The organism is Silvibacterium dinghuense (genome assembly GCF_004123295.1).
Classification (GTDB): domain Bacteria; phylum Acidobacteriota; class Terriglobia; order Terriglobales; family Acidobacteriaceae; genus Silvibacterium; species Silvibacterium dinghuense.
The window spans coordinates 231993-254862 of the sequence record NZ_SDMK01000004.1 but is presented as its reverse complement, the minus strand read 5'-3'; the positions used below and the strand labels follow the sequence as shown (position 1 = coordinate 254862).

Genomic DNA, 22870 nt, shown 5'->3' with positions numbered 1-22870 from the left:
CTGACAACTGGGAACGGACAACTTTATTGGGCGATCGACTAATGGTAGGTCAAGTGCCTTTGGAGCACTTTGTCTAGGTTCGAATCCTAGTCGCCCAGCCAGCTTCCCCCTTTCGGTGTTACCCGCCGGGAGGCAGCAGCCCTGGCAGCACGATCGCCAGCAACCACCATGCAGGACCACCAGGGCCAACCAGCCCGGGAGAATCTTGTGAAGAACGAAACGGTATTGGAAGCAGAAGCGGTACAGCAGCCCGAGGGCGAGAAAAAGCCCGTCGAGAAGAAGCGCGGCAAGAGCTACAGCGAAGACAAGCGCTTCAAGATCTTCTCCGGTTCGGCGAACCGGGAACTGGCGACGGAGATCTGCAAGCACATCGGCGTGGCGCTGGGCGAAACCAAGATGCAGCGCTTTGCCGACGGCGAAGTCTACTTCCAGCTGCTGGAAAACGTCCGCGGCGCGGATGTTTTCGTGGTGCAGCCGACCTGCAATCCGGTGGATCAGCACCTGGTGGAGCTGCTGATCATGATCGACGCGTTGAAGCGTGCCTCGGCGGGGCGCATCACCGTGGTGGTTCCGTATTACGGCTATGCCCGGCAGGACCGCAAGGACCGTCCGCGCGTGGCCATCTCGTCGAAGCTGGTGGCCGATCTGTTGACGACCGCCGGCGCCAACCGCGCGCTGTTTATGGACCTGCACGCGGCGCAGATCCAGGGGTTCTTCAATATCCCCGTGGATCACATGTTCGCCAGCCCGGTGATGGTGGGGTATTTCCGGGAGCTGAACCTGCCCAATCTCACCGTGGTTTCGCCCGATGCGGGCGGCGTGGAGCGGGCGCGGTTCTTCGCGACGAAGATTGGTGCACCGCTGGCCATTGTGGACAAGCGGCGCACGGACATCAACGTGACCGAAGTGATGCACGTGATCGGCGATGTGGAAGGGCGGAGCTGCCTGATCCTCGACGACATCGTGGACACGGCGGGGACGCTGGTGAAGACGGTAGACGCGCTGCTGGCCAAGGGCGCAACCCAGGTGTATGCCTGCGCTTCGCATGCCGTGCTTTCGGGTCCGGCCATCGAGCGCATCGCGAAGTCGAAGCTGGTGGAGCTGGTGGTGACGGACTCGATTCCGCTGACGGAAGAGGCCAGGAAGATGGGCAAGATCAAGGTCCGCTCGGTGGCCGGTCTTCTGGCGGCGACGATCGAGAGCATCCACATGGAGACCAGCGTCAGCTCGCTGTTCAATTAGCGAGTTATCAGGTCTCAGTTTTCAGGGCTCAGGAACGGCCCGCAGAGTTTGGAAGTCGTCGAGAGCAGCGAATTCAGGCCTGGAGGCTTGAAGCGGTTCTCAAACATCATCTGCCTGTCAGCCTCGGAAGAGGCTGGCAGGCCACAAAGGGAGCGGCCAACCGCGGAAGAGCGCGAGCACCGTGCCCGAAAGGAAGAGATCATGATCAGCCAGGAAATCGTCGTAGCAGTGCCCCGTGAGGGCAAGTTCAATAAGAATGCCGCACGCCGCGTGCGTGTGAAGGGCAAGATTCCCGCCGTTGTGTATGGCGCCTCGGAGCCGGCGGTTGCGGTCGAAGTCGATCCCAAGCACATCCAGAAGATTCTCTGGTCGGAAGCCGGCCACAACTCGATCTTCGACCTGGAGATCAGCGGCGCGAACAAGACCAAGGCGATGATTGTCGACTGGCAGTATGAGCCGATCAAGGGCACGCTGCTGCACATCGACCTGAAGCGGATTGCGCTCGACAAGCCGATGCGCGTGCAGGTTCCGGTGCAGCTGGTCGGCACCCCGGCCGGTGTGAAGACCCAGGGCGGCATCCTCGACCAGGTTCTGCGTGAAGTCGAAGTCGAGTGCCTGCCGGGCGATATCCCCAGCCACATCGATGTGGACGTCACCAACCTCGAGATCGGCCACGTGCTGCGCGTGAACGAGCTGCCGCACGGCGACAAGCTGAAGTTCATCACCGACGAGGACGCGACTGTGGCGCACATCGTCTCGGTCAAGGAAGAAGCGGCTCCGGCCGAGGGTACCCCGACCGAGCCCGAAGTGGCGAAGAAGGGCAAGACCGACGCGGCTGCTGCGGCTCCGGCCAAGAAGTAGCAGTCAATGGCGGACGGCAAGGGCGTGCTGCTGGTGGTGGGGCTCGGGAATCCGGGTATCGAATACCAGTTCACGCCGCATAACGCAGGGTTCCTGGCCATCGATCGCATTGCCGAGTCTCATGGTGCGACGGTGGCCAACCGCAGAGGCAAGGCACTGACGGCGAAGGTACGCATCGCCGGCCGGGAGACGATCCTGGCGAAGCCGGAGACGTTCATGAATTTGAGCGGACTCTCGGTGGCAGCGCTGGCGGAGGAGTTCGGCGTCGATCCGCGCGCCGGCCGCAGTGAGGATCTGATCGTGCTCTACGACGAGCTGGCTTTGCCCCTGGGCGCGATGCGCATCCGGGACGGCGGCTCGGCGGCAGGGCACAACGGGGCGAAGTCGATCAACGCATCGCTCCGGACGGAAGATTGGGCGAGGATCCGGATCGGAGTCGGTCCGGATGCAAGCCCCGAAAGCGCATACCGGCGAGGCAAGGATTACCTGCTCTCGCCGCTGCGCAAGGCGGACCTGGCCACGCTGGCAGAAGTGCTGGACAAGGCAGAGCAGGCCGTCGAGACGTTTGCGGCCAGCGGAATCAAGGCCGCGATGAACGAGTTCAACCGCCGGGACAACCCTCCCGCGGCGTAGGTAGAGAGGGTCTGCGGAAGAGTGCAGACCGGCCCGGCAGAGAGAGCCGGCGGAAAAAATTACTCCGGCGACGGCAGCGCAAGGCGCGGCGGAAGCCAGGGAAGAGAGAAGCAAAGTATGGATCGTTTCTATGAAGTGATGTTTATCGTCCGCCCCGACGTCGAGGACGCGGATGTGGACAAGCTGATCGCCGGCTTTGAGCAGACGATCGTCAATGGTGGGGGCAACCTGCGTTCGACCGAGAAGATGGGCCGCCGCAAGCTGGCCTACACGGTGCGCAAGTTCAACGAAGGCAACTACCTCCTTCTGACCCTCGATGCCGACGGCAAGCTGATTGCCGAGCTCGAGCGCCGTCTGCGCGTGACCGAGCAGGTGATCAAGTTCATCACCGTGCGCATGGACGAGGAAGAGAAGCGCCTCAACAAGATCAAGGCCATCCGCGCCTCGCGCAAGAAGCTGAGCGCGCAGCCTGCGGCTGAAGCGGCGGCTGCTCCTGCTCCTGTGGAGACGGCTGCGCCTGCGACCGAAGCTCCGGCGGCTGTCTAAGACATAGGCCTGGGCGACATAGCCTGGGCGACGTAGCCTGGGCCGTAGTCCGGGCCCTATCGAGAATCGCCGTTCTTCGAACGGCACAGCAAGACCCAACGTTTACCATCGCGGCCTCCCATCGCCGCGGAGAAGGATAGAACATCATGGCTGACGAAATTACGTCCCGCGCCCCGGAAGCTTCTGCACCGACTTCGGGCGCTCCCTCACCTCGCACCGGCGGTCCCCGCGGAGCCGGTGGCCCTGGCGGCCCCGGCGGCCGCAAGTTTTTCCGCCGCAAGAAGGTCTGCAAGTTCTGCACCGAGAAGATCGACGCGATCCCGTATCGCGACGTCCGCCTGCTGCAGGGCTTCGTGGCCGAGCGCGGTAAGATCGTGCCCCGCCGCCTGACCGGCGTGTGCACCACGCACCAGCGCCGTCTCACGCGTGCGATCAAGCAGGCCCGCAACATCGCCCTGCTGCCTTTCGCCGCGCGCTACTAGTTCCGGTTCGGTTATCGAGATAAGTCATTGGCAGGGGCGCCGGCTTCAAGCCGCGCCCTGCCTCAGGAGATCGCAATGGAAGTCATTCTGAAGGAAGACGTAGTCAACCTCGGCCACCGCGGCGACGTGGTGAAGGTTGCTGACGGCTACGGCCGCAACTACCTGCTGCCGAAGAAGCTGGCGATGGAAGCCACTTCTGCCAACAAGGCCGTCATCGAGCAGATGAAGGCATCGGCCGTTCGCAAGTCGGCCAAGGAAAAGGCCGAGGCCGAAGCCCTGGTCGCGCAGCTGAACAGCCTCACCCTGGTCTTCGAGCGCAAGGTCGGCGAAAACGAGCACCTGTTCGGTTCGGTCACCTCGGCCGACATCGCGCACGAGCTCGAAGCCAAGGGCTTCAACATCGACCGCCGCAAGGTCCAGCTCGAGGAGCCCCTCAAGCAGGTGGGCGAGTTCCACGTGCCGGTCAAGCTGCACCGCGAAGTCACCGCGCACATCCCCGTTACCGTCAAGGGCGAGGAAGCCGCAGCCCAGTAACGGCTGCGCTGCGTAGCAAGCAGAAACGGGACGCCTCAGGCGTCCCGTTTTTCTTGTCGAGGCCGAACCATGCTCTATCTGCCTGGGCCGGGATGATCGGGTGGACGATCCGGATGGTCCACCCGATCGGGATGCGGCGCCGCGCCGGGCGGCGGCGGGCCGTGATGATGGCGGCGACATCCTGCCAGCGGCAGCATCAGCGAGCCGGCCATGACGGCCAGTGTCAGTGTTGCCTTCAGTTTCTTCATGGTCTTGTTTTCCTCGGGGTCGTATCGACCTGGATAGTCTATCGAAATCCTTGTCCTGCTTCGCGCAGGGCGGGACTGGCCGTCCAGACTTTTCGCCTTCGGCTGCTGCGCGCAGGGCGCTTTTGCCTTCGGCCTCCGCTCCCTTTGGTCGCGAGATGGAGTGTTGCGGGGCTATGCAAAACCGCAGGTTCCACCACTTCGCTCGCCTTTGGCTCGCTCCGGCCGGGATGACAATCGATGGGCTGGGTTTGTTCGATGGAATCTTCTCTGGAGCCCGGGTGGATGAAATTCAGGTGCGTCTATTTGCGCGGTGGTACTTTCTTTTATATGTTGTCTGTGACAACATTGAAGGGAGAGGTGCCCATGTTGCTTGTCGATCAGGTGCGGAGTTTCAACCGGTTTTACACCCGGGAGATCGGGTTATTGGCGGAGCATCTGCCGCAGAGCCGCTTTTCGCTTGCGGAGGCCCGGGTTCTTTATGAGCTGGCGCAGCCCGGAGAACGGACGGCGGCCGATATCCTGCGCAATCTTGGCATGGACAAGGCGCATGTGAGCCGCATTGTCGCGCGCTTCCGGGAGGCGGGATTGCTGAAGTTCCGGATCAGTCCGGAGCATGGCAGGCACAAGCTGCTGTCGCTTACGGCCGCGGGAAAGAAAGCCTTCAGGCAGTTGAACGACGGAACGGAATCGCAGATCGAAACGCTGCTTGCTCCGCTCACGGTGGAGCGCCGGAAGCGCCTGGCAGAGGGCATGCGGGAGGTCCGGAATGTGCTGGAGGGGAAGCCGGCAGCAGCGGCGGACGTGCAGTTTCGCGGGCTGCGCGTCGGGGACCTGGGCTGGATCACGCATCGGCAGGCGGTTCTCTATGAGCAGGAGTATGGATGGGACTGGACCTACGAGGGGCTGGTCAGCCGGATTCTTGGCGATTTTGCCGCGAACTTCGATGCTTCGCGTGAAGATGCCTGGGTGGCAGAGCTGAACGGAGAAGTGGTCGGCTCGGTGTTCCTCATGAAGACGGAGCAGGACGAGGTCGCGAAGCTGAGGCTGCTTTATGTCGATCCGGTGGCCAGAGGCCTGGGCGTGGGATCGCGCCTGGTGCGCATGTGCGTGGAACGGGCGCGTGAGCTGGGATATCGAAGGCTCGTGCTTTGGACCAACGACGTGCTGAGTTCGGCGCGGAAGATTTATGTGGCGGCAGGCTTCACGCTCTCGGAAGAAAACCGTCACCACTCTTTTGGAAAAGACCTGGTTGGACAGGTCTGGACGCTGGAGCTTGACCGCGCGCAGAACCTGCCCCAGGGTGTATCCACCTATAGCTCAAGCAGAGACCTGTCATCCCGACCGGAGCACAGCGGAGTGGAGGGACCTGCGGTTCTCTCTACACAGGCACAAAAGGGTGGGAGGAACGAGCTTTCTATGGCCAGGTCTTCGCACGAAAGAAGAAAAGCATTGCACTACCGAGGACGCCAAACTAGTCCCGGAGAATCCGCGATGCAATATGAAGAAATATATGAAGCGCTTGCTTTGAAACGCCTCGATCCAGTTCAGCTAAACGAAGTTCCACCGGGCATCTATGCGGTCTTCCTTGTGACGCGAGATGTACTGACCGTGCAGGCAGGACAAGGAAGTATCTCTATACCAACCGAACAAGGTCTCCTTTACATAGGCATGACTGCGGATGCCGCTGGCCGGCGCAATCATTTCACCGCTGAGCACAGCGGGACCTCGTCTCCGCGCAGAACCCTTGGAGCGCTATTGCAGGAAGAGCTCTCCTTACATGCGATACCGAGAGGGCCGCAAACAGATCGCCACGCCTGCACGAACTATCGATTCCCTGACCATGAGGAGATCAAGCTCACGCAGTGGATGTATAAGAATCTGTTCGTAAGTCACTATCCTATCGACGGCAGCAGGCAGGAAATCGAGCACATAGAAAAACAGCTTCTGGAGTGCAAGAAACCGCCTTTGAATCTAACCGGACCGGCCAGGGATAAAACGCTTCGTCTGAAGATTAAGCAACTGAGAAAAGCTTGCAGGGACGAAGCCTGCCGCTCAAGAAAGTAAAGCAGCATACTTCCTGTCCCGTTCGCAAGGCGTCATGCTTCCCACCCAAGCGGAGCTTGGATGGGGCATCCTTTTTCGTGCCTGTGTAGAGAGAGAACCGCAGGTCCCTCCACTTCGCTGCGCTCCGGTCGGGATGACAATGCGGGGGTAAGTTTTTTATTTCTGATGCCTCTATAGGTGGATACGCCCTAGCTGGCGTGTCTGATGCGCGCATGGGCGTGCCGGTCATGGCCGCCGCGGGTATAGCGCTCGTGCGGGGAATAGGTCCACTGGCGAACCGGGCCCACATCCACATGCACGAACTGGCTGCGCGGATAGTAGCCCACGCCTCCGGCATGCAGGGAGAGCGCGGCATCGCGCAGGATATTGGCCGAGACGCCGGGCACGCGGATATCCAGCGCCTTGGCCACGATGTGCTGGGAGTGCTCGGCGGCGTTGGTGCCGCCCTGCTCGCGCAGCCAGTCATTCGTCTGCTGCGTGCGGTAGGCCGACAGAATATCTACGGCATCCGACGATTTGCCCAGCGCCACGAGGATCGTGTGCAGCACGTCAAAGGTGCGCGGATCGTAGCTCGCCACCTCGCCGTTGTGGGTGTCGTGGAGAAACCGGTTCAGCGCATCCAGCGCCTGGGGAATATAGATATCGCCGATGCGGTAAACGACGTCGATGCTCTGGCCGTCTTCCTGCCGGGTGAGCTTCAGCTCATAGGGCTTGCCGGCGGTCGGAAGAGAGTCCGGCAGCAGGGGCATCAGGCCGTCGCTGGGCAGCGGGGTATCGAACAGCATATGCATGACGGCGTGGAATCGCGGATGGCGATGCAGCGTCCGGGCATGCGCATTGGCCGTGCCGAGTAGAAATGCAGCGATGGCGGCGCCGAAGACGAGGCACCTGAAAAACCGTATTTTCCGTGCTTTGCAGAAAAGGCTGCCGGCAGCGCACGCATCGGCAGACTTCATCCCCTCGCCTCCAGGCATCCTCTCCCTCTCAAACAGGTATTTTTTTAAACTACACAGAGGGCTCCGTGGACCGCAAGGGAGTGTTCCATTTTTTGGAACGGCAGGGGGCGGGAATTCCGGGGCAAGACGGATCTTTTCCCGCGGCATCGAAGGCTCCTCCCCCGCAACGAGCGACGCCTCCCGGATGGGGAGGCGTCGCTGCTTCCTGCTGAGAATCAGGCTAAATCGACTGGTTCAGCACGCGGTTGAGGCGCTGGACGAAGGTTGCCGGGTCCTTGAGCGGCACGCCTTCGAGCAGCAGCGCCTGGTCGAAGAGCAGCCATGCGGCGTCTTCCACCTTGCTGTTGCCGGGGTCGGAGAGCAGCTTGCGGATGATCTCGTGATCGGGGTTGATCTCGAGCGTGGGCTGCGGCTCGGGCATACCCTTCTGACCCATGGCCTGCATCATCTGGCGCATGCGGGCGCTGGGCTCGTCCTCGTCGGAGACGATCACGGAGGGGCTTTCGGCGAGGCGTGCCGAGGCGCGGACTTCCTTGACCGCTTCGCCGAGTGTGGCCTTGATCTTCTCGAGCAGCGGCTTGAGCGCTTCGGTCTTCTCTGCGGTCTCCTCCGGCGTGGACTCGTCCTTGAGGTCTTCTCCGGCGCCGGACTTGTTCACCGACTTGAAGTCGACTCCGTCGTACTGCGGCACGGTCGAGAAGACGATCTCATCGATGTCGTCGTCGAGGATGAGGACTTCGATGCCCTTCTTCTTGTAGATCTCGAGCAGCGGCGAGTTGCGCAGCATGCTCTCGCTGCCGCCGGTGATGTAATAGAGCGCCTTCTGCTCCGGCTGCATGCGCGCCTTCGCATCGGCGAGCGAGGTGAGGCCATCGACGCTGGTCGACTTGAAGCGGACGAGGTCGAGCAGCGTGTCGCGGTTGGCGAAGTCGCCGTAGACGCCTTCCTTGAGCGGACGGTTGTACTCGGCGATGAACTGCGCGTACTTCTCCTTGTCGTTCGTGGCGATCGACTTCAGCTCGGAGAGGATCTTCTTCACGCTCGCGGTCTTGATCGTGTTGAGGACCTTGTTCTGCTGCAGGATCTCGCGCGAGACGTTGAGCGGCAGGTCTTCGGAGTCGATGATGCCGCGCACGAAGCGGAGATACTGCGGCAGCAGCTCCTTCGAGTCATCCATGATGAAGACGCGCTTCACATACAGCTTGATGCCGCCCTTGTAATCGGCCTGGTAGAGGTCCATGGGGGCCTTGGCCGGGATGTAGAAGAGCGTGGTGTATTCGTAGGTGCCTTCGGCGCGGGTGTGGAACCAGAAGAGCGGATCTTCCCAGTCGCCGGTGATGGACTTGTAGAACTCCTTGTAGTCCTCGTCGGTGAGCTCGGACTTGGGACGCTGCCACATGGCGCTGGCGGCGTTCACCTGCTCGGTGACGCGGGTCTTCTCGGAGGTCTTCGTCTCTTCGTTCCACTCGCTCTTCTCGTAGGTGAGGAAGATGGGGAAGGCGATGTGGTTGGAATACTTCTTGACGATCTCCTGCAGGCGCCAGCCGTTGGCGTACTGCGCACCCTCTTCGTTGAAGTGAATGAGGACGGTGGTGCCGGCGGTGCTGCGGGCTTCCGCGCCTGAAGCCTCTTCGAGCTCGAAGCCGGTCTTGCCGTCGGAGGTCCACTTCCAGGTTTTGTCTTCCCCGGCCTTGCGCGAGAAGACTTCGACCTTGTCGGCGACCATGAAGACCGAGTAGAAGCCGACGCCGAACTGGCCGATGAGGTTCGAGTCCTTCTTCGCGTCACCGGAAAGCTGGGCGAGGAAGTTCCTGGTTCCGGAGCGAGCGATGGTGCCGAGGTGCGAGACGAGGTCTTCCTCGTTCATGCCGATGCCGGTATCGGAAAGGGTGAGGGTTTTCCGGGCTTCGTTGAGGTCGAGATCGATGCGCGGCGCGGCGATGCTGGTGCCGATGAGGGCCTTGTACTTCTCATCGACGAGCGTGAGGTGGCGGAGCTTGTCGAGCGCGTCGGAGGAGTTGGAGATGAGCTCGCGGAGAAAGATCTCCGGGTGAGAGTAGAGCGAATGAACGATCAGCTGCAGGAGCTGGGAGACTTCTGTCTGAAATTGCTGCTTGGACATAGCATCTTCATTATTAGCGAAAATGCCGGACGAGATGAAGTCGCCGGATGAAAAGCGGGGAGCCGTTTGGAGGAGAGCACGAAGCTGATCTGGAAGGTGGGCGCGGTGGCGGTGCTGGGCTCGCTGATGGCGCAGATGGATGCGACGGTGGTCAACGTGGCGCTGCCCGCGCTGGTTATGAGCCTGCGCAGCAGTCTGGCGACGATCCAGTGGGTGATCAGCGGCTATCTGCTGGCGCTGGCCCTGATGCTGCCGCTGAATGCGTGGCTGGTGGAGCGCATGGGCGCGCGGGCGCTCTACCTGTGGTGCTTCGCGGCCTTCACGCTCTTCTCCGGGCTGTGCGGCCTGGCGTGGTCGACACCTTCGTTGATCGCGTTCCGCGTGGTGCAGGGCGCGAGCGGCGGACTGATGGCTCCGCTGGCGCAGATGATGATGGCGCGCGTGGCGGGCAGGAATATGGCGCGGGTCTTCGGCTATGTCTCGATGCCGATCCTGCTGGGGCCGGTGGTGGGCCCGGTGCTGGCGGGCGCGATCCTAATGCACGGCTCATGGCGATGGCTATTTTTCTTCAACCTGCCGCTGGGCGTGCTGGGACTGGCGCTGGCCTTCGTGTTTCTTCCTCGTGAGCGCGAAGCCGCGCAGAGACGGCCCTTCGATTTCGCGGGATTTCTTCTGCTCTCGCCTGGACTGGTGGTGTTTCTCTATGGCGCGGAGTACTTTCGCGAGCGTATGGGGCAGGCCGCGCTGGCGCTGGCGGTGCTGCTGCTGGCGGGTTTCTTCCGCGTGGCCGTGCACAAGCAGGAGCGGGCCATCGTCGATCTGCAGCTCTTTCGCAGCAGGGTGTTTTCGGCGGCTGCGGTCGCGCAGTTCATCGGCAACGGGCTGATGTTCGCGGGGCAGATGCTGGTGCCGGTTTACCTGATCCGGCTGTGTGGCAGGACCGAGGCGGCGACGGGCTGGATGATGGCCTCGTTGGGCCTGGGCATGATGTGCACCTTTCCGCTGATGGGCGCGTTTACCGAGCGTTTCGGCATCCGCAGGCTTGCGGCGGGCGGCGCAGTGCTGGCGCTGGCTGGCACGCTGCCGCTGGTGTACCTGGCCGGGCATATGTTGTCGATTGCGGTGCTGGTTGCAGCGCTGTTTTTGCGCGGAGCGGGCCTGAGCGCGGTGGGTCTGCCTTCGGTGACGGGCGCCTACAGCTCGGTGCGCAAGGAAGAGCTGCCCATGGCGACGACCTCGATGAACATTGTGCAGCGGCTGGGCGGCCCTACGCTGACGACGGTGTGCGCAACGGTGCTTGCGTGGAGGATGACGGCGGGTTTGCCTGCGCAGGCGTTCGTAGCATCGTTTGCGTTGTTAAGTATTCTGCATGCGGTGCTGGCGCTGGCGACGTTGCGGCTGCCGTTGCGGGTGGAGCCGCAACAGCAGAGCTGAAGCTGCTCCGCGCAGTACGGGACTGGCCGTCCAGGCCTTTTGCCTTCGGCACCTGCTCCCGTTGGCCGCAAGCCGTTTTCGACACCATGCTATGGGTCGCGATACTCGCGGCGCTTGAGCTCGCGGATGGCCTGCTCGTGGCCCTGCTGCGCGGCCTGCCTGATCCAGTGGCGTGACTGCGTGTAGTCGTGCTCGACGCCCTGCCCTATGGCGTAGAGATGACCGAGCTGGAACTGGGCTTCTGCGTTACCGTTGGCCGCGGCCTGGCGATACCACTGCGCGGCCTGCGTGTAGCTGCGCGGCACGCCCTGGCCGAAGTAATACAGCTCGGCCAGCTTCTGCTGTGCTTCGGGAAAATTCTGCGTGGCGGCGAGGCGATACCAGTGCGCGGCTTCCGCGTTGCTCTGCGCGATGCCTTCGCCCTTTCGATACATGAGGCCGACGTGGTACTGCGCCCAGGCGAGCTTCGCGTGTGCGGCGCGCTGGCACCATTGGAAGGCTTCGGGGAAATCTCCGGCCGCGTAGTAACGAAAACTCAGGTTGGCCTGCGCGTAGGCGTGACCCTGCTCGGCGGCCTTGCGCTCCCAGTGTGCGGCCTGGGCGTTGTCCTGGGGAAGGCCATGGCCTGCATCATACAAAGTACTTAACATGTACTGCGCTTCGGCGTGGCCCTGTTCGGCGGCCAGCTGGAAGCCTGCGGCTGCGGCGGCGATGTTTCCGGCGTTGTAGTCGGCCACAGCCTGCTGGTAGTGCGGGTTTGCGGCCGCAGCGGATGCGTCGCGGCGGGCGCGGGCGACGAGGCTCGAGCGCGAGCCGCCGAGCGCGAGACCTGTTGCCGCGGGGATGTGCTGGATGCCTGTGGGCTTGTTCTCGTTCATGTGCGCCGTTATCTTTTCTGCGCGCGGACCTGGCGGTCGGTGAAGTCGAGACGATACTGGGCTTCGGCAATCTGCTCGCGGAGGCTGGTAGCGAGCTCGGTGAGCAGGTCACGATGCTCGCGCTCGGCGGCTTCGGATTCGATGTAAAGATGGGCGATTTCGCTCGAGAGCAGGGTGTGTTTTTCCGCTTCGAGAATGGCGATATCGCGGCGCACGTGCTGAAGCTGGCGCGCGGCGCGGAGGAACTCGGCCGAGGCGCGCTCGCTGTTGGCGGGTGCGTCGATCTCGATCTGGTCATCGAGCAGGCGCTGCAGGGTTTCTGCGTCGCCGCGGCTGTAGGCGTGGTTGGCGCGGGCCATCAGCAGGGTGAAGTAGCGCTGCTCTTCGTCGTCGCGGGCAAAGTCGGGATGGATGCGGCGCGCGACCTCACGAAACAGCGTTTTGAGGCTGGGCGGCGCTTCGACGGCCTCGGGTTCATGCGCCTGCCCGAAGGCGGCGTCATGCGTCTCCTGCGCGCGCTGGCGGGCTTCTTCGGCGCGTTCGCGCGCGGAGTCGGAGTCATAGAGATCGACCTCGCGCTCGGCGATGCGGGCTTCGATGTCGTCGAGATCGGCGTAGAGGATGCCGACCTGGCGAAGGTAGCGGCTCTCGAAGGCCTTGAGCCTGGTGCGCAGCTGGGTCAGCTCTGACTCGCGCTCGGCGAGGGTGGCGCGCGCGGCGGCCAACTGCTCGCGCTTGCCAAGAAAATCGGCGTCGTCCGGGGTTTGCTGGAGGATGAGTTCGGTGGCCACGCTCGTTCTAGTTTATAGAATTTGCGGCGCTAACCGCGCGGCCTTCGGCTCCCGTTGGTCGCGAGCAAAAGCCTACGGTGGAGACAGGAACGTTTGTGCTTTCCCACACAAGCCAACACCGGGCTTGTATGGGCCACCGGATCTTTCCAGTTATTTTCGAAATCCTGCGAACCCACATCTCGAACAGAACGAGATGTGGGGCACCCGGGTTACTTGTGTTGGGCTTCCATCCAGCCTTTGAGGATCAGCGTGGCGGCGACCTGGTCGATGATGTGTTTGCGCTCGTGGCGATCTTTACTGCTGCCGGCCTCGTCGAGAAGCTCGTGCGCGGCGACGGAGGTGAGGCGCTCGTCCCACAGATGCACGGGAAGCGCGGAGCGCTCGCGCAGCGTTTCGGCGAGAGCCTGCACCTTCGCGGCCCAGGGGCTCACATCGCCGGAGAGATGGAGCGGGTTGCCGATGACGATCTCCGTGACTTCATGCTTGCGGATGAGGCGCAGCAGGTTGCGCATGTCCTCGCCGGGAGTCTTGCGCCAAAGGGTGATCAGCGGCTGCGCGGTGTAGCCAAGCGGGTCGGTGATAGCAACGCCGATGCGCACCTTGCCGACATCGAGCGCGAGGACGCGGCCGTTCTGCATGCGTTTAGTTTACTGCCGCGGCGATCACGAAGATGACCGCTGCAAGGCTTCTTCAGCGATACTGGTTGGCAGATAACGTTATGACGAAAGCTGTGCTTCTGCTTGAGTGTCCTGACCGCAAGGGTTTGGTTGCGGCGATCATGAACTTTCTTGTGGCCGAGTATGACGCGAACATTCTGCATGCCGGCCAGCACCAGGATGCCGAGCTGGGCCGCTTCTTCATGCGGGTGGAGTTCGAGTGCGAGGATCACCTGTTGCACGAGCGTGTCTTCGAGCAGCGCTTTACGCGCATCGCCGACGAGTACCGCATGCGCTGGCAGCTTGCCGAGTCGCACCGGCGGCTGCGGGTGTGCCTGTTCGTTTCGCAGCACCTGCACTGCCTGGCGGACCTGCTGCAGCGGCATAAGGCGGGCGAGCTGGAGTGCGAGATCGCGCTGGTGATCGGGAACCATCCGGACGGCGAGGCGCTGACGAATTTTTACGGGATTCCCTTTTACACGCTGCCGGTGCGCGGCAATAAGGCCGCGGTCGAGGAAGAGCAGCAGCGCCTGCTGCGCGAGCATCGCGTGGACCTGGTGGTGCTGGCGCGGTACATGCAGATTCTGTCGAGCGAATTTGTCGAGCAGTGGCCGGCGCGGATCATCAATGTGCATCACTCGTTTCTGCCGGCGTTCATCGGCTCGAAGCCGTACCACGCGGCATTTGCGCGCGGGGTGAAGCTGATCGGCGCAACAAGCCACTATGTGACGGCGGACCTCGATGAAGGGCCGATCATCGACCAGGATGTGACGCGGGTGACGCAGGGGGATACGATTCCGGACCTGATCCGCAAGGGCCGCGACCTGGAGCGCGTGGTGCTCTCGCGCGCGGTGCGCTGGCATTTGGAGCATCGCATCCTGCACTACGACAACAAGACGGTGATCTTCGACTAGGCTGCTTCGCGCAGGGCGATTCGCCTTCGGCCACTGCGCGTGGCGCGATTCGCCTTCGGCCCCCGCTCCCTTTGGTCGCGGCGCTAACCGCGCGGTCTTTCGCCTTCGGCCCGCTCCCTTTGGTCGTGATTCTTTGATCTGTGACCCATGTCTCAGAATCGTGTTCCAACATGCTTCGCTCAACAAGAGCAGTCCGTGCTCCACTCAAGGCCGATTATGGAACGAGTGGGACGGTGCCGGTCTTGCTCAATTTCCCCGTACAAGCCAACTTCAGGCCTGGATGGCCGGTCCCGTTCTGCAGCAGCGGTTGCAGGTCCGGCCAGTATGGGCTGGTTTTCAGCGTGGAGCAGAAGTCCTCGAGGCTGGGATTGTTGCCCTGTTGCGCTTTGGGTCCGGCTGCTTCGAGAAATTTCCAGGCGAGGCGGGGATGGCCGCTGTAAATGAGGTTGAGCACTTCGTTCCAGAGGACGCCCGGCAGCTCGTTCGCCATCCCGCTGTTATCCCGCTTCAGCTCCTGCCTTACCTGCGCGAGTGCGTCGGCCCACTCCGCCGCGCTGGGCGCGGGCTGCTTCATTCTGTCGAGGGCGAGATGGAATCCGGCTTTCTGCCCTGGGGCTTCGCTGTAGGTGAGCACGACCGGCGCTACGGGTGAGCCGGCAAAGGACGAATGCCAGTATGCGAACGACCAGTCGCTTGCGAAGTAGTCGTAGTGTCCGTCTATCGCTTCAAAGTGGGCGGTGTCGCTGTCGCGCGCGTCGAGCTCCGCGATGAGTCTGAACTGCGGCCTCAGCTCGAAGACGTAGTCGACGCGACAACAGTGGGCGCCGCCGGTCCATAGCGAGACGAGCATGTCCGGACGGCCGAGGCCGGTTATATCGGTGCCGTTCGGTATTGCTTGGATGCTTCCGTCGTCGCTGGCTTTTTGTCCCAGGTCGAAGTGGCCATCGTTGTCGTTGGTTCGCTGAAAGACCATCCTGTTTGCATCAAGGATGCGAAGACACGCCTGCCCGGACTGATCGTCCAGGTAGGAGCGGAAAGTAACGCCGCTCACAAGAACCGATTCTTTCAGATGACTGGGAGAGCAGGCCTCTGCCGGATCGGGCGCCGGGAACTGCTCCGCTCGCACAGGATGGGTGAAGAAAGACAGCAAGACGAGGATGACTGCGCGATAGAGCATCGCTTTCGATCGTAATATCCCAGGGAGCATTGCTCTTCCTCTTGCAAATTCAAGATGGCGTGCTGCGCAGGAGTCCGTTGGCGCTCGTGCCTTTCCATCTCTTAAAAGCAAAAGGTCGGCACCCTCGTTCTTGCATGTTTTGAGCGAACCGCAGGTCCCTCCGCTTCGGTCGGGATGACAATGCGGATGAAATGCGATTTCTCCTGTTTTCACTTGTGGGAGATGGAATGTATACCATTACATTGTGGTGCGCCTTGAGCCTGACAAGTTAGGCTGGCTGCGTTGTGTTTTGGCTCATCCCCCATGTGAGGAGTCCTCGATGGATCGTCGTCAGTTTGCTGTGCGTTCTTTGGCTACAGTCGCGGGTGTGGCGCTTTCGCGCGGTGAGGATGCGGCCCGGGCTCAATCCGGGGCTGTGCCGGCTTCGGAACAGTTGCCCGGTTTGCTTACCGATCGCCCCGGTGCGATTGCGGATTCCGTGATCCGTGCGGCGCGCTTTCCCGAGGGATTTCTCTGGGGCACGGCCACGGCTTCGTATCAGAACGAAGGCGCGTGGAACGAGGACGGCAAGGGCGAGTCGATCTGGGATCGCTTTGCGCATACGCCGGGCAAGGTGCGCGGCGGCGTGACGGGCGATGTGGCCTGCGACCAGTATCACCGCTATGCGCAGGACATTGCGCTGGCGAAGCAGTTGAACATGAAGAGCCAGCGCTTTTCGATTGCCTGGCCGCGCATCCAGCCTGACGGAACGGGCGCGCCGAACATGCGGGGCATCGACCACTACAGCCGGTTTGTGGACACGCTGCTCGAGGCGGGGATCCGGCCATGGTGCACGATGTACCACTGGGATCTGCCGCAGGCGCTCGAAGACAAGGGCGGCTGGCCGAACCGCGACCTGGCGGGCTACTTCGCGGACTACGCGGGCATCCTGGCGAAACATCTCGGGGACCGCATCACGGTGTGGGCTCCGTTCAACATGCCGTGGGCGATTGCGTTCATGGGCTATGCGGCGGGCGCGTTTCCTCCCTGCCGGACGAGCTTTGCGGATTTTCTGAAGGCTGCGCACACGCTGGCCCTGGCGCAGGCCGAGGCGCATCGCGCGGTGAAGGCGGCCTCGCCGCATGCGACCTTCGGCAGCGCGTACGAGATGGCTCCGGCGTATCCGAAGACGGATTCGGAGGACGACCGCGCGGCTGCGGCGCGCTACCACGCGATGAACAATGTCTTCTTCCTGGAGGCGGCGATGAAGGGCCGCTATCCGAAGGCCTTTGTGGGCGAGCCGCCGTATGAGCGGATGGGCTTCAAGGCGGGCGATGAGAAGCTGCTCTACGCGCCGCTGGACTGGGTGGGCTTCCACTACTACACGCGGCGCGTGGTCTCGGATGCGAGCAAGGAGAAGTTTGAGAGCGGCGGCGCGTTCAGCGGCACGGAGATTGAGAACAACTCGCCGGGCGGGCGCGATCCTTATACGCGCTTTCGCGCCGCGATGCCGACCGAGGGTCCGCTGACCGACTCTGGGCTGGAGGTGTGGCCGCGCGGCATCTACGACCTGGTGACACAGATTTCGCGTGAGTACGACCATCCGGTCATCGAGATCACGGAGAGCGGGTGCGGGTATCTGGATGAGCCGGACGCGGAGCTGGGTGGCCGTGTGCCCGACGGGCGGCGCATCGAGTGGTATCGCGAGACGCTGGCCGAGCTGGCGCGCGCGATCGCCGACGGAGCGCGGGTGCGCGCCTACCACGCGTGGACGCTGCTCGATAACTTCCAGTGGGCCGAGGGATACACCGAGCGCTATGGGCTGATCTACACGGATTTTCGCAGCCAGAAGCGGACCATCAAAGACTCGGGCTACTGGTATGCGAAGGTGGCGGCTTCCGGCAAGCTGGACTGACCGTCCAGGTCTTTCGCCTTCGGCTGCTTCGCGCAGGGCGAATCGCCTTCGGCCCCTGCTCCCTTTGGTCGCGGCGCTAACCGCGCGGCCTTCTGCCTCCGCTTCCTTTGGTCGCGAGCTGGAGTGTTGCGGGCGAAACAAAACCGCAGGTCCCTCCACTCCGGTCGGGATGACAACATAAGTGGAGTGCTTCGGTCGAGATGACAACTCTGAAGATTGGGGTTCGTGCTTTCCCACGTCTCAGAATCGAGACGTGGGGCACCCGGTGTTTTCTAGGCGGTATCCCCGTATAGCTGGTATGAAACTAAAGGACTTACCCATATGGTTGTCATCCCGACCGGAGCGCAGCGCAGTGGAGGGACCTGCGTTTTTGCCGGTACCGGAGAAAACTGCAGGTTTCTCCACTCCGCAGGACGATGAAACTGTCCTGCTCCGGTCGAAAGGACAGCCTTTTACGATCGCTCTATGGGGATACACCCTAGCGGCAGCGACAACAGCCGACGGACATGGCAGAGTGGATGGCGGTTTGGAGACGCGTGCGCATGTCTGCGAAAACTTATGCCACAGCGTGGTTGACGGACCTCGTCAACCGATGGCCGTGCATCTTTTGGCGATTTTCGACATCTGATTTTTAGACAACAAAAGTTGGTTTTCTATGAAAAAGATCGGTTTTCTCTCCTTTGGGCATTGGACGGCCTCCCCGCAGTCGGGCACGCAGTCGGCGGCGGATACGCTTCTGCAGTCGATTGACCTGGCCGTGGAGGCCGAGCGCCTGGGCGTGGACGGCGCTTACTTCCGGGTGCATCACTTTGCGCGGCAGCTGGCCTCGCCGTTTCCTCTGCTGGCGGCGGTGGGCGCGCGGACGAAGACGATCGAGATCGGCACCGGCGTCATCGACATGCGCTACGAGAATCCGCACTACATGGCGGAGGACGCGGGCGCGGCGGACCTGATTGCGGGCGGACGGCTGCAGCTGGGCATCAGCCGCGGGTCGCCGGAGCAGGTGATCGAGGGCTGGCGGCATTTCGGCTATGAGCCGCGCGAAGGCGAGTCGGACGCGGAGATGGGGCGCCGGCATGCGCAGGTCTTCTATGACCTGCTGCGCGGCGAGGGCTTTGCCAAGCCGAATCCGCGGCCGATGTTTCCCAATCCGCCGGGACTGCTGCGCCTGGAGCCGTTTTCCGAGGGGCTGCGCGACCGTATCTGGTGGGGCGCGGCGTCGAACGCGACGGCGGTGTGGGCGGCGAAGCTGGGCATGAACCTGCAGAGCTCGACGCTGAAAGAAGATGAGACGGGCGAGCCCTTCCACGTGCAGCAGGCGAAGCAGATTCGCGCTTATCGCGCGGCGTGGAAGGAGGCCGGGCACACCCGCACGCCGCGGGTTTCGGTGAGCCGGAGCATCTTTGCGCTGGTGAACGACTATGACCGCGCCTACTTCGGGCGCAATGCCGAGAGCGCCGATTCGGTCGGCTACATCGAGCCGACCATGCGGGCGATCTTCGGCCGCAGCTACGCAGGGGAGCCGGATGTGCTGGTGGAGCAGCTGAAACAGGACGAGGCCATCGCGGAGGCGGATACCGTGCTGCTGACCGTGCCCAACCAACTGGGCGTGGCCTACAACGCGCACGTGCTGGAGTCGATCCTGAAGTACGTGGCTCCAGGCCTGGGCTGGCGGTGACTGCTGCGCGCAGAGCGGGACTGGCCGTCCAGGCCTTTCGCCTTCGGCCTCCGCTCCCTCTGGTCGGCACTTCGTGTGGTTTTCTGCCTTCGGCCCCCGCTCCCGCTGGTCGCAATAGCCAAGTATCAGGGCACGGCTTCAGCCGTGCCGCTATCGAGGCAGAAGATCCGGGCTTCAGCCCCTGTCGACGAGACCGCGCAGGGGCTGAAGCCCCCTTATCTTCGCTGCATGGACGGCACGGCTGAAGCCGTGCCCTGATACTGTTCTCTTCTTTCGCCCGGGTTTGTTGTCCATCCCTGCCAGGCGAAAGAGTCCGAGGGGGGAAATCCCTTTGCGGAGCTTTGTGTCTTTGCGCTGAAAAAGCATGACAGCAGTGGCACGAGTCCCTCTGTCTCCTCTGTGGTGAAAAATGTACCCCATACACGCCTGCTGTTGGCTTGTGTGGGGTGCTTTGGCCGGGTTTCTTGCCTGAAAAATCCTTGCGATTCTTTACGTTCCGGCGCGGAAGGGCGCTGGTTTTGGCCGCGATTTTCCTGGGGATGGCGGGCAATTTCCGGGTATGGAATCGTGCCGTTGCGGTACAGGTTTTTGCGCCTGGAATTTTTTGGGTATCGGCGGAATGGGGGCGGGCTGGTAGAATCTGACAGATCGTTGAATTCGATTGGTCTGCTTGCGCGTTCCTGGTCATCCGCGGCCCGCATCAACTCCATATTGCGTTCGCCGGTACATTGATTTTCGAGGTATATACACATGGAGCAGGGCACTGTTAAGTGGTTTAACGACGCAAAGGGTTTTGGTTTCATCAGCCGCCAGAACGGTGAGGACGTATTCGTCCACCACACCGCGATTCAGTCGAATGGCTTCCGCTCGCTGGCCGAAGGCCAGCAGGTTGAGTTCACGGTAGCCAAGGGCCCCAAGGGTCTGCAGGCTGAGAACGTCCGCGCGCTGTAATTTCGCGTGAGGGAATACAAAAGGCCGGCTTGTGCCGGCCTTTTGGCTTTTGCGACGAGGTTTTAGCAATGGGGCCGGCGGTGAGCTTGATTCCCCACGCCCCGGCATCAAGGCGTGGGTTTCGGAACGGCAAATGCCTACCTGCTGTGCTCTTCTCGCAGTGCGTGATCTGCCTCGACGGGTTCTCCTGCCCAGACTTTTTTCGAAGTCCAGGGGGCGGCTGGATCGCTCCAGAAGGGATCACTCGATGAGAGTCCCAGGGGAAGCAAGGCCGCGGAGCAGAGATAACAGCTGCCGGTAGAAATATAAGGCTCGGCGATCGTGGGTTGATGTCCGTAAAACCCGACCTGGAGCCATCCCTGTGTATCGAACATGCCCGGCGCCTGGAGCATGCGGCGCATGACGGCTGTGAGCGCGCTTCGTACCTGTGCAGGAGAAACCGTCTCGGGGAGCTCTTTGCGCAGGGCCATCTCTGCCAGGAGATGGAATGCCCCGAAACGATAAGACAAGGACCGCCCAATCGGGGGAAAATCGCCCTCCGGACCAATCAGACGTTCCTGGATGGCAGCATAGCGGCGCGAACGCTCCATCATCTGCGGCCGATAGGCGTTCCAGGCCGAGGAGGATTTCCCGATCGTATCCAGAACATGCAGCAGCATGGGATGGATGACGAAGCTGTTGTAGTAATCGCAATGGAAATCCGGTCCATCGCCATACATCCCATCTCCCTTATAGAAACTGTCCACGCCGCGAACGGCATAGTCGATCCTCATCGGGTCCCACCAGGCGCCCATGAAGGACAGGGCGGCCTCAACCATGGCAGAGAACAAGAGCCAGTTGCTGTACGGCGGCTGGATGACGCGCGTGGAGGCAAGCGCGGCGATGACATGCCGCTGCGTGGTGCTATCCAGCTTTTGCCATAGCTCATGGGGAGCACGGACGATGGCAAGCGCGAGGAAAGCGGCGTCCACGACAGGCTGGCCGCCCTGGTGGAAGTTCATGAAGTCAGGCGACTGAGGATCGGTCGCCGACTGGATTCCGGCACGCGACCACTCGGCATATTGTGCTCTGAGCTGACCCTCCGGGCCGTCTTGCGGACCGGTTTCGAGCCATGGAGCGATGCCGCATAAGAGCCGTCCCAGCGCTTCGAGATGCGTGAATTGCCGGCGATCTTCTCCATTGCCGTGAGGTGCCTCCACGGGCATCAGCAATTTGAGCTTTCTTGCCTGGAGTGCCTGGAGCACCGGCTGAGCAAGCTTTGTCGTGGTTTCTATCCAGAACCGGCGGTCATCCTGCGCGGTGAGCGCGCCTGCGGCTTCAGAGGTGGCATCTCCCCAGGAAAGCGCGCCGAGCGCTGCGCTGCCTTGCAAAAATCGCCTGCGATTGATCAACTGATCCTCAATTCCGGAAGGTACATTGTGCCTGCCTGGGCCCTTTTCTGAAGCTGCAGCGTGCGGCTAGATCGCCCGTGCCATTTTCTCGCAAGGGCATGCCTTCTTAAAATGGCGGGTAGGACGCTGATAACGCCTGGTACTGGTAAGGATGCTTAGCGATTGGAACGATGGAAAATATGACGGATATGGAGGCGATATTTCCCCATATGGCCTTCCCGCGCAACGACACGCGGTGCATGATTTTGCCGCCCGGCAACGTGACCTGGCGCGAGATATTCGCCCGGGAATTTCCGCATATCAAGCTCCGGGAGAACAAGAGATTTTCCGGGGAGTTCAGCGCTGTAAACCTGGCTCTCATCCCTAGAAGCAGGCATCGCTTTTTTTCCCTCTCCCTGCCTATTGGTGAACTGCTGGTGGATGGCGGTGGTTCGCTGATCTGGCCCGATCTGGACCCGCTGTGCAGGGAATACAGCCGCTTGAACCGCTGCACCGTTGTCTGGACGGGGTATTATGACCCCGCTTATTGCCAGTATCCCGAGATATCGGCGTGGGAAAACGGAAGCTTGATTCGTAAGCACGCCCCTGGTCTTCGAGAGAAAACAGAGTCGTATCTGCGGAAGGGATATATCACGCAAGAACAGTTCGACATGTTTCTCGATCGCAGCCGGACCGTCGGCGATCCGCTGCTGTGCGAACAGAATCCCACCGCGCTCTCGATACTGGCCTGCTACGGATGGACCAGGGAAAAGTACACGCAGTCCGGTTGGAAGTCTGTGACGACAGACTTCGACTGATTCTTGTTTCCAGGGTTAGGTTGCCGGGGGGGCCCACTCAAGCCAGGTTTTGGCTTGCATGGGCCACCCGCACAGTGTCCATAATCTCGAATGCTATATTTCGGCCATGCCGAAAGACGAAAGTTACATTCTCGATCTGTGCAATAAGGTGCTTAGCTTGATCGGGCGTCGCCAGCATACTTTCCCTTTTCTTCTGGGTGATTGTGGTAAAGATGGGCGATGCCGCAGGCTGCCGGTTGATGCCTATTATCACGAGCATCAGCTCGTAATTGAATATCGTGAACGCCAGCATTTCGAATCGATTGGGATTATGGATCGACGCCCGACAATTAGCGGCTGTTCTCGTGGAGAACAGCGTAAGCGCTACGACGAACGCCGCCGCATAGTGTTACCGCAGAATGGCATAGTTCTTGTTGAACTCGATTACACGATGTTTTCACACGACTCTCGCAAGCGACTGCATCGCAATGTATCTGCCGATGAGGAGGTCGTGCGGTCGAAGTTAAAGAGGTTTCTAAATTCCGGGTGCCCCACGTCTCGCTCTTGAGACGTGGGATACTTCTTCTCTCTCTGACGATCAGAAAAGAGTTCTGCTGTCCCACTCAAGCTAAAAGCAGGCTT

22 protein-coding genes and 1 tRNA gene are annotated in these 22870 nt (G+C 61.7%); 14 read left to right on the top strand and 9 right to left on the bottom strand.

What is annotated here, in order from left to right; all coding sequences use genetic code 11:
* Window positions 1–27 precede the first annotated feature (27 nt).
* The 7 genes from ESZ00_RS17225 to rplI all read left to right on the top strand — a co-directional run bounded on the left by ESZ00_RS17225 (window position 28) and on the right by rplI (window position 4298).
* A tRNA-Gln gene (locus ESZ00_RS17225) sits at window positions 28–101 on the top strand.
* 106 nt (window positions 102–207) lie between these two features.
* On the top strand, window positions 208–1242 hold the full coding sequence (locus ESZ00_RS17220) for a ribose-phosphate diphosphokinase (RefSeq protein ID WP_373283910.1): 1035 nt from the start codon (window positions 208–210) through the stop codon (window positions 1240–1242).
* A gap of 201 nt (window positions 1243–1443) precedes the next feature.
* Entirely contained in the window at window positions 1444–2103 is a 660-nt protein-coding gene (locus ESZ00_RS17215; RefSeq protein WP_129209601.1) for a 50S ribosomal protein L25, read from the top strand.
* 6 nt (window positions 2104–2109) lie between these two features.
* Window positions 2110–2736, top strand: a complete 627-nt coding sequence (gene pth, locus ESZ00_RS17210; protein ID WP_129209599.1) for an aminoacyl-tRNA hydrolase — start codon at window positions 2110–2112, stop codon at window positions 2734–2736.
* A 117-nt stretch (window positions 2737–2853) separates the two neighbouring features.
* Window positions 2854–3282, top strand: a complete 429-nt coding sequence (gene rpsF, locus ESZ00_RS17205) for a 30S ribosomal protein S6 (protein ID WP_129209597.1) — start codon at window positions 2854–2856, stop codon at window positions 3280–3282.
* A gap of 146 nt (window positions 3283–3428) precedes the next feature.
* Window positions 3429–3764: a 30S ribosomal protein S18 gene (gene rpsR, locus ESZ00_RS17200; RefSeq protein WP_129209595.1), complete on the top strand. Its 336-nt coding sequence runs from the start codon at window positions 3429–3431 to the stop codon at window positions 3762–3764.
* Between the two features lie 75 nt (window positions 3765–3839).
* A complete protein-coding gene (gene rplI, locus ESZ00_RS17195; RefSeq protein ID WP_129209593.1) occupies window positions 3840–4298 on the top strand; it encodes a 50S ribosomal protein L9 in 459 nt (152 codons plus the stop codon).
* Window positions 4299–4372: 74 nt separating this feature from the next.
* On the opposite strand, the gene ESZ00_RS20145 is transcribed toward rplI, so the two are convergent.
* On the bottom strand, window positions 4373–4546 hold the full coding sequence (locus ESZ00_RS20145; RefSeq protein ID WP_164981584.1) for a hypothetical protein: 174 nt from the start codon (window positions 4544–4546) through the stop codon (window positions 4373–4375).
* A 255-nt stretch (window positions 4547–4801) separates the two neighbouring features.
* Between ESZ00_RS20145 and ESZ00_RS17190 the strand changes: the two genes are divergently transcribed.
* The gene (locus ESZ00_RS17190; protein ID WP_204520231.1) at window positions 4802–6610 is read left to right on the top strand and encodes a bifunctional helix-turn-helix transcriptional regulator/GNAT family N-acetyltransferase; all 1809 of its coding nucleotides are present in this window, start codon (window positions 4802–4804) and stop codon (window positions 6608–6610) included.
* A gap of 188 nt (window positions 6611–6798) precedes the next feature.
* Here the strand turns inward: ESZ00_RS17190 and ESZ00_RS17185 are convergent, their stop codons facing one another.
* Both ESZ00_RS17185 and htpG read right to left on the bottom strand, forming a co-directional pair.
* On the bottom strand, window positions 6799–7566 hold the full coding sequence (locus tag ESZ00_RS17185) for a YcbK family protein (protein ID WP_164981583.1): 768 nt from the start codon (window positions 7564–7566) through the stop codon (window positions 6799–6801).
* A 220-nt stretch (window positions 7567–7786) separates the two neighbouring features.
* On the bottom strand, window positions 7787–9688 hold the full coding sequence (gene htpG, locus ESZ00_RS17180; RefSeq protein ID WP_129209589.1) for a molecular chaperone HtpG: 1902 nt from the start codon (window positions 9686–9688) through the stop codon (window positions 7787–7789).
* A gap of 66 nt (window positions 9689–9754) precedes the next feature.
* Between htpG and ESZ00_RS17175 the strand changes: the two genes are divergently transcribed.
* On the top strand, window positions 9755–11122 hold the full coding sequence (locus ESZ00_RS17175; RefSeq protein WP_229741141.1) for a DHA2 family efflux MFS transporter permease subunit: 1368 nt from the start codon (window positions 9755–9757) through the stop codon (window positions 11120–11122).
* Window positions 11123–11211: 89 nt separating this feature from the next.
* Here the strand turns inward: ESZ00_RS17175 and ESZ00_RS17170 are convergent, their stop codons facing one another.
* The 3 genes from ESZ00_RS17170 to ruvX all read right to left on the bottom strand — a co-directional run bounded on the left by ESZ00_RS17170 (window position 11212) and on the right by ruvX (window position 13429).
* Window positions 11212–12000 carry a tetratricopeptide repeat protein gene (locus ESZ00_RS17170; protein WP_129209587.1) on the bottom strand — a complete coding sequence of 263 codons (789 nt, stop codon included), beginning with the start codon at window positions 11998–12000 and terminating at the stop codon, window positions 11212–11214.
* 8 nt (window positions 12001–12008) lie between these two features.
* Window positions 12009–12791 carry a coiled-coil domain-containing protein gene (locus ESZ00_RS17165; protein WP_129209585.1) on the bottom strand — a complete coding sequence of 261 codons (783 nt, stop codon included), beginning with the start codon at window positions 12789–12791 and terminating at the stop codon, window positions 12009–12011.
* A 209-nt stretch (window positions 12792–13000) separates the two neighbouring features.
* Window positions 13001–13429: a Holliday junction resolvase RuvX gene (gene ruvX / locus ESZ00_RS17160; protein ID WP_129209583.1), complete on the bottom strand. Its 429-nt coding sequence runs from the start codon at window positions 13427–13429 to the stop codon at window positions 13001–13003.
* A gap of 80 nt (window positions 13430–13509) precedes the next feature.
* Between ruvX and purU the strand changes: the two genes are divergently transcribed.
* Window positions 13510–14361: a formyltetrahydrofolate deformylase gene (purU, locus tag ESZ00_RS17155; protein ID WP_129209581.1), complete on the top strand. Its 852-nt coding sequence runs from the start codon at window positions 13510–13512 to the stop codon at window positions 14359–14361.
* A gap of 214 nt (window positions 14362–14575) precedes the next feature.
* On the opposite strand, the gene ESZ00_RS17150 is transcribed toward purU, so the two are convergent.
* The gene (locus tag ESZ00_RS17150; protein WP_129209579.1) at window positions 14576–15538 is read right to left on the bottom strand and encodes a hypothetical protein; all 963 of its coding nucleotides are present in this window, start codon (window positions 15536–15538) and stop codon (window positions 14576–14578) included.
* A gap of 319 nt (window positions 15539–15857) precedes the next feature.
* Between ESZ00_RS17150 and ESZ00_RS17145 the strand changes: the two genes are divergently transcribed.
* The 3 genes from ESZ00_RS17145 (at window position 15858) to ESZ00_RS17135 (ending at window position 20061) form a co-directional block, all read left to right on the top strand.
* On the top strand, window positions 15858–17432 hold the full coding sequence (locus ESZ00_RS17145) for a glycoside hydrolase family 1 protein (protein ID WP_129209578.1): 1575 nt from the start codon (window positions 15858–15860) through the stop codon (window positions 17430–17432).
* A gap of 655 nt (window positions 17433–18087) precedes the next feature.
* A complete protein-coding gene (locus ESZ00_RS17140) occupies window positions 18088–19110 on the top strand; it encodes an LLM class flavin-dependent oxidoreductase (protein WP_129209576.1) in 1023 nt (340 codons plus the stop codon).
* Between the two features lie 750 nt (window positions 19111–19860).
* Window positions 19861–20061: a cold-shock protein gene (locus tag ESZ00_RS17135; RefSeq protein ID WP_129209574.1), complete on the top strand. Its 201-nt coding sequence runs from the start codon at window positions 19861–19863 to the stop codon at window positions 20059–20061.
* Between the two features lie 137 nt (window positions 20062–20198).
* Here ESZ00_RS17135 and ESZ00_RS17130 read toward each other — a convergent pair whose 3' ends face one another.
* Window positions 20199–21452, bottom strand: a complete 1254-nt coding sequence (locus ESZ00_RS17130) for a DUF2264 domain-containing protein (protein ID WP_129209572.1) — start codon at window positions 21450–21452, stop codon at window positions 20199–20201.
* A 170-nt stretch (window positions 21453–21622) separates the two neighbouring features.
* On the opposite strand from ESZ00_RS17130, the gene ESZ00_RS17125 reads away from it, so the two are divergent.
* A complete protein-coding gene (locus ESZ00_RS17125; RefSeq protein WP_129209571.1) occupies window positions 21623–22249 on the top strand; it encodes a hypothetical protein in 627 nt (208 codons plus the stop codon).
* Between the two features lie 37 nt (window positions 22250–22286).
* On the opposite strand, the gene ESZ00_RS20140 is transcribed toward ESZ00_RS17125, so the two are convergent.
* Window positions 22287–22541 (bottom strand): hypothetical protein, encoded by a 255-nt coding sequence (locus ESZ00_RS20140; protein ID WP_164981582.1) that lies wholly within the window; start codon window positions 22539–22541, stop codon window positions 22287–22289.
* Window positions 22542–22870: the final 329 nt, after the last annotated feature.

Bases quoted from the DNA above. Each gene is read 5' to 3' on its own strand.
- ESZ00_RS20145 (WP_164981584.1), bottom strand. From the start codon at position 4,546: ATGAAGAAACTGAAGGCAACACTGACACTGGCCGTCATGGCCGGCTCG.
- ESZ00_RS17150 (WP_129209579.1), bottom strand. From the start codon at position 15,538: ATGCTCTATCGCGCAGTCATCCTCGTCTTGCTGTCTTTCTTCACCCAT.
- purU (WP_129209581.1), top strand. From the start codon at position 13,510: ATGACGAAAGCTGTGCTTCTGCTTGAGTGTCCTGACCGCAAGGGTTTG.
- ESZ00_RS20140 (WP_164981582.1), bottom strand. From the start codon at position 22,541: ATGCTGGCGTTCACGATATTCAATTACGAGCTGATGCTCGTGATAATA.
- ESZ00_RS17215 (WP_129209601.1), top strand. From the start codon at position 1,444: ATGATCAGCCAGGAAATCGTCGTAGCAGTGCCCCGTGAGGGCAAGTTC.
- rpsR (WP_129209595.1), top strand. From the start codon at position 3,429: ATGGCTGACGAAATTACGTCCCGCGCCCCGGAAGCTTCTGCACCGACT.
- ESZ00_RS17170 (WP_129209587.1), bottom strand. From the start codon at position 12,000: ATGAACGAGAACAAGCCCACAGGCATCCAGCACATCCCCGCGGCAACA.
- ESZ00_RS17190 (WP_204520231.1), top strand. From the start codon at position 4,802: ATGGAATCTTCTCTGGAGCCCGGGTGGATGAAATTCAGGTGCGTCTAT.
- pth (WP_129209599.1), top strand. From the start codon at position 2,110: ATGGCGGACGGCAAGGGCGTGCTGCTGGTGGTGGGGCTCGGGAATCCG.
- rplI (WP_129209593.1), top strand. From the start codon at position 3,840: ATGGAAGTCATTCTGAAGGAAGACGTAGTCAACCTCGGCCACCGCGGC.
- ESZ00_RS17185 (WP_164981583.1), bottom strand. From the start codon at position 7,566: ATGAAGTCTGCCGATGCGTGCGCTGCCGGCAGCCTTTTCTGCAAAGCA.
- ESZ00_RS17135 (WP_129209574.1), top strand. From the start codon at position 19,861: ATGGAGCAGGGCACTGTTAAGTGGTTTAACGACGCAAAGGGTTTTGGT.
- rpsF (WP_129209597.1), top strand. From the start codon at position 2,854: ATGGATCGTTTCTATGAAGTGATGTTTATCGTCCGCCCCGACGTCGAG.
- ESZ00_RS17125 (WP_129209571.1), top strand. From the start codon at position 21,623: ATGGAAAATATGACGGATATGGAGGCGATATTTCCCCATATGGCCTTC.
- ruvX (WP_129209583.1), bottom strand. From the start codon at position 13,429: ATGCAGAACGGCCGCGTCCTCGCGCTCGATGTCGGCAAGGTGCGCATC.
- ESZ00_RS17145 (WP_129209578.1), top strand. From the start codon at position 15,858: ATGGATCGTCGTCAGTTTGCTGTGCGTTCTTTGGCTACAGTCGCGGGT.
- ESZ00_RS17140 (WP_129209576.1), top strand. From the start codon at position 18,088: ATGAAAAAGATCGGTTTTCTCTCCTTTGGGCATTGGACGGCCTCCCCG.
- htpG (WP_129209589.1), bottom strand. From the start codon at position 9,688: ATGTCCAAGCAGCAATTTCAGACAGAAGTCTCCCAGCTCCTGCAGCTG.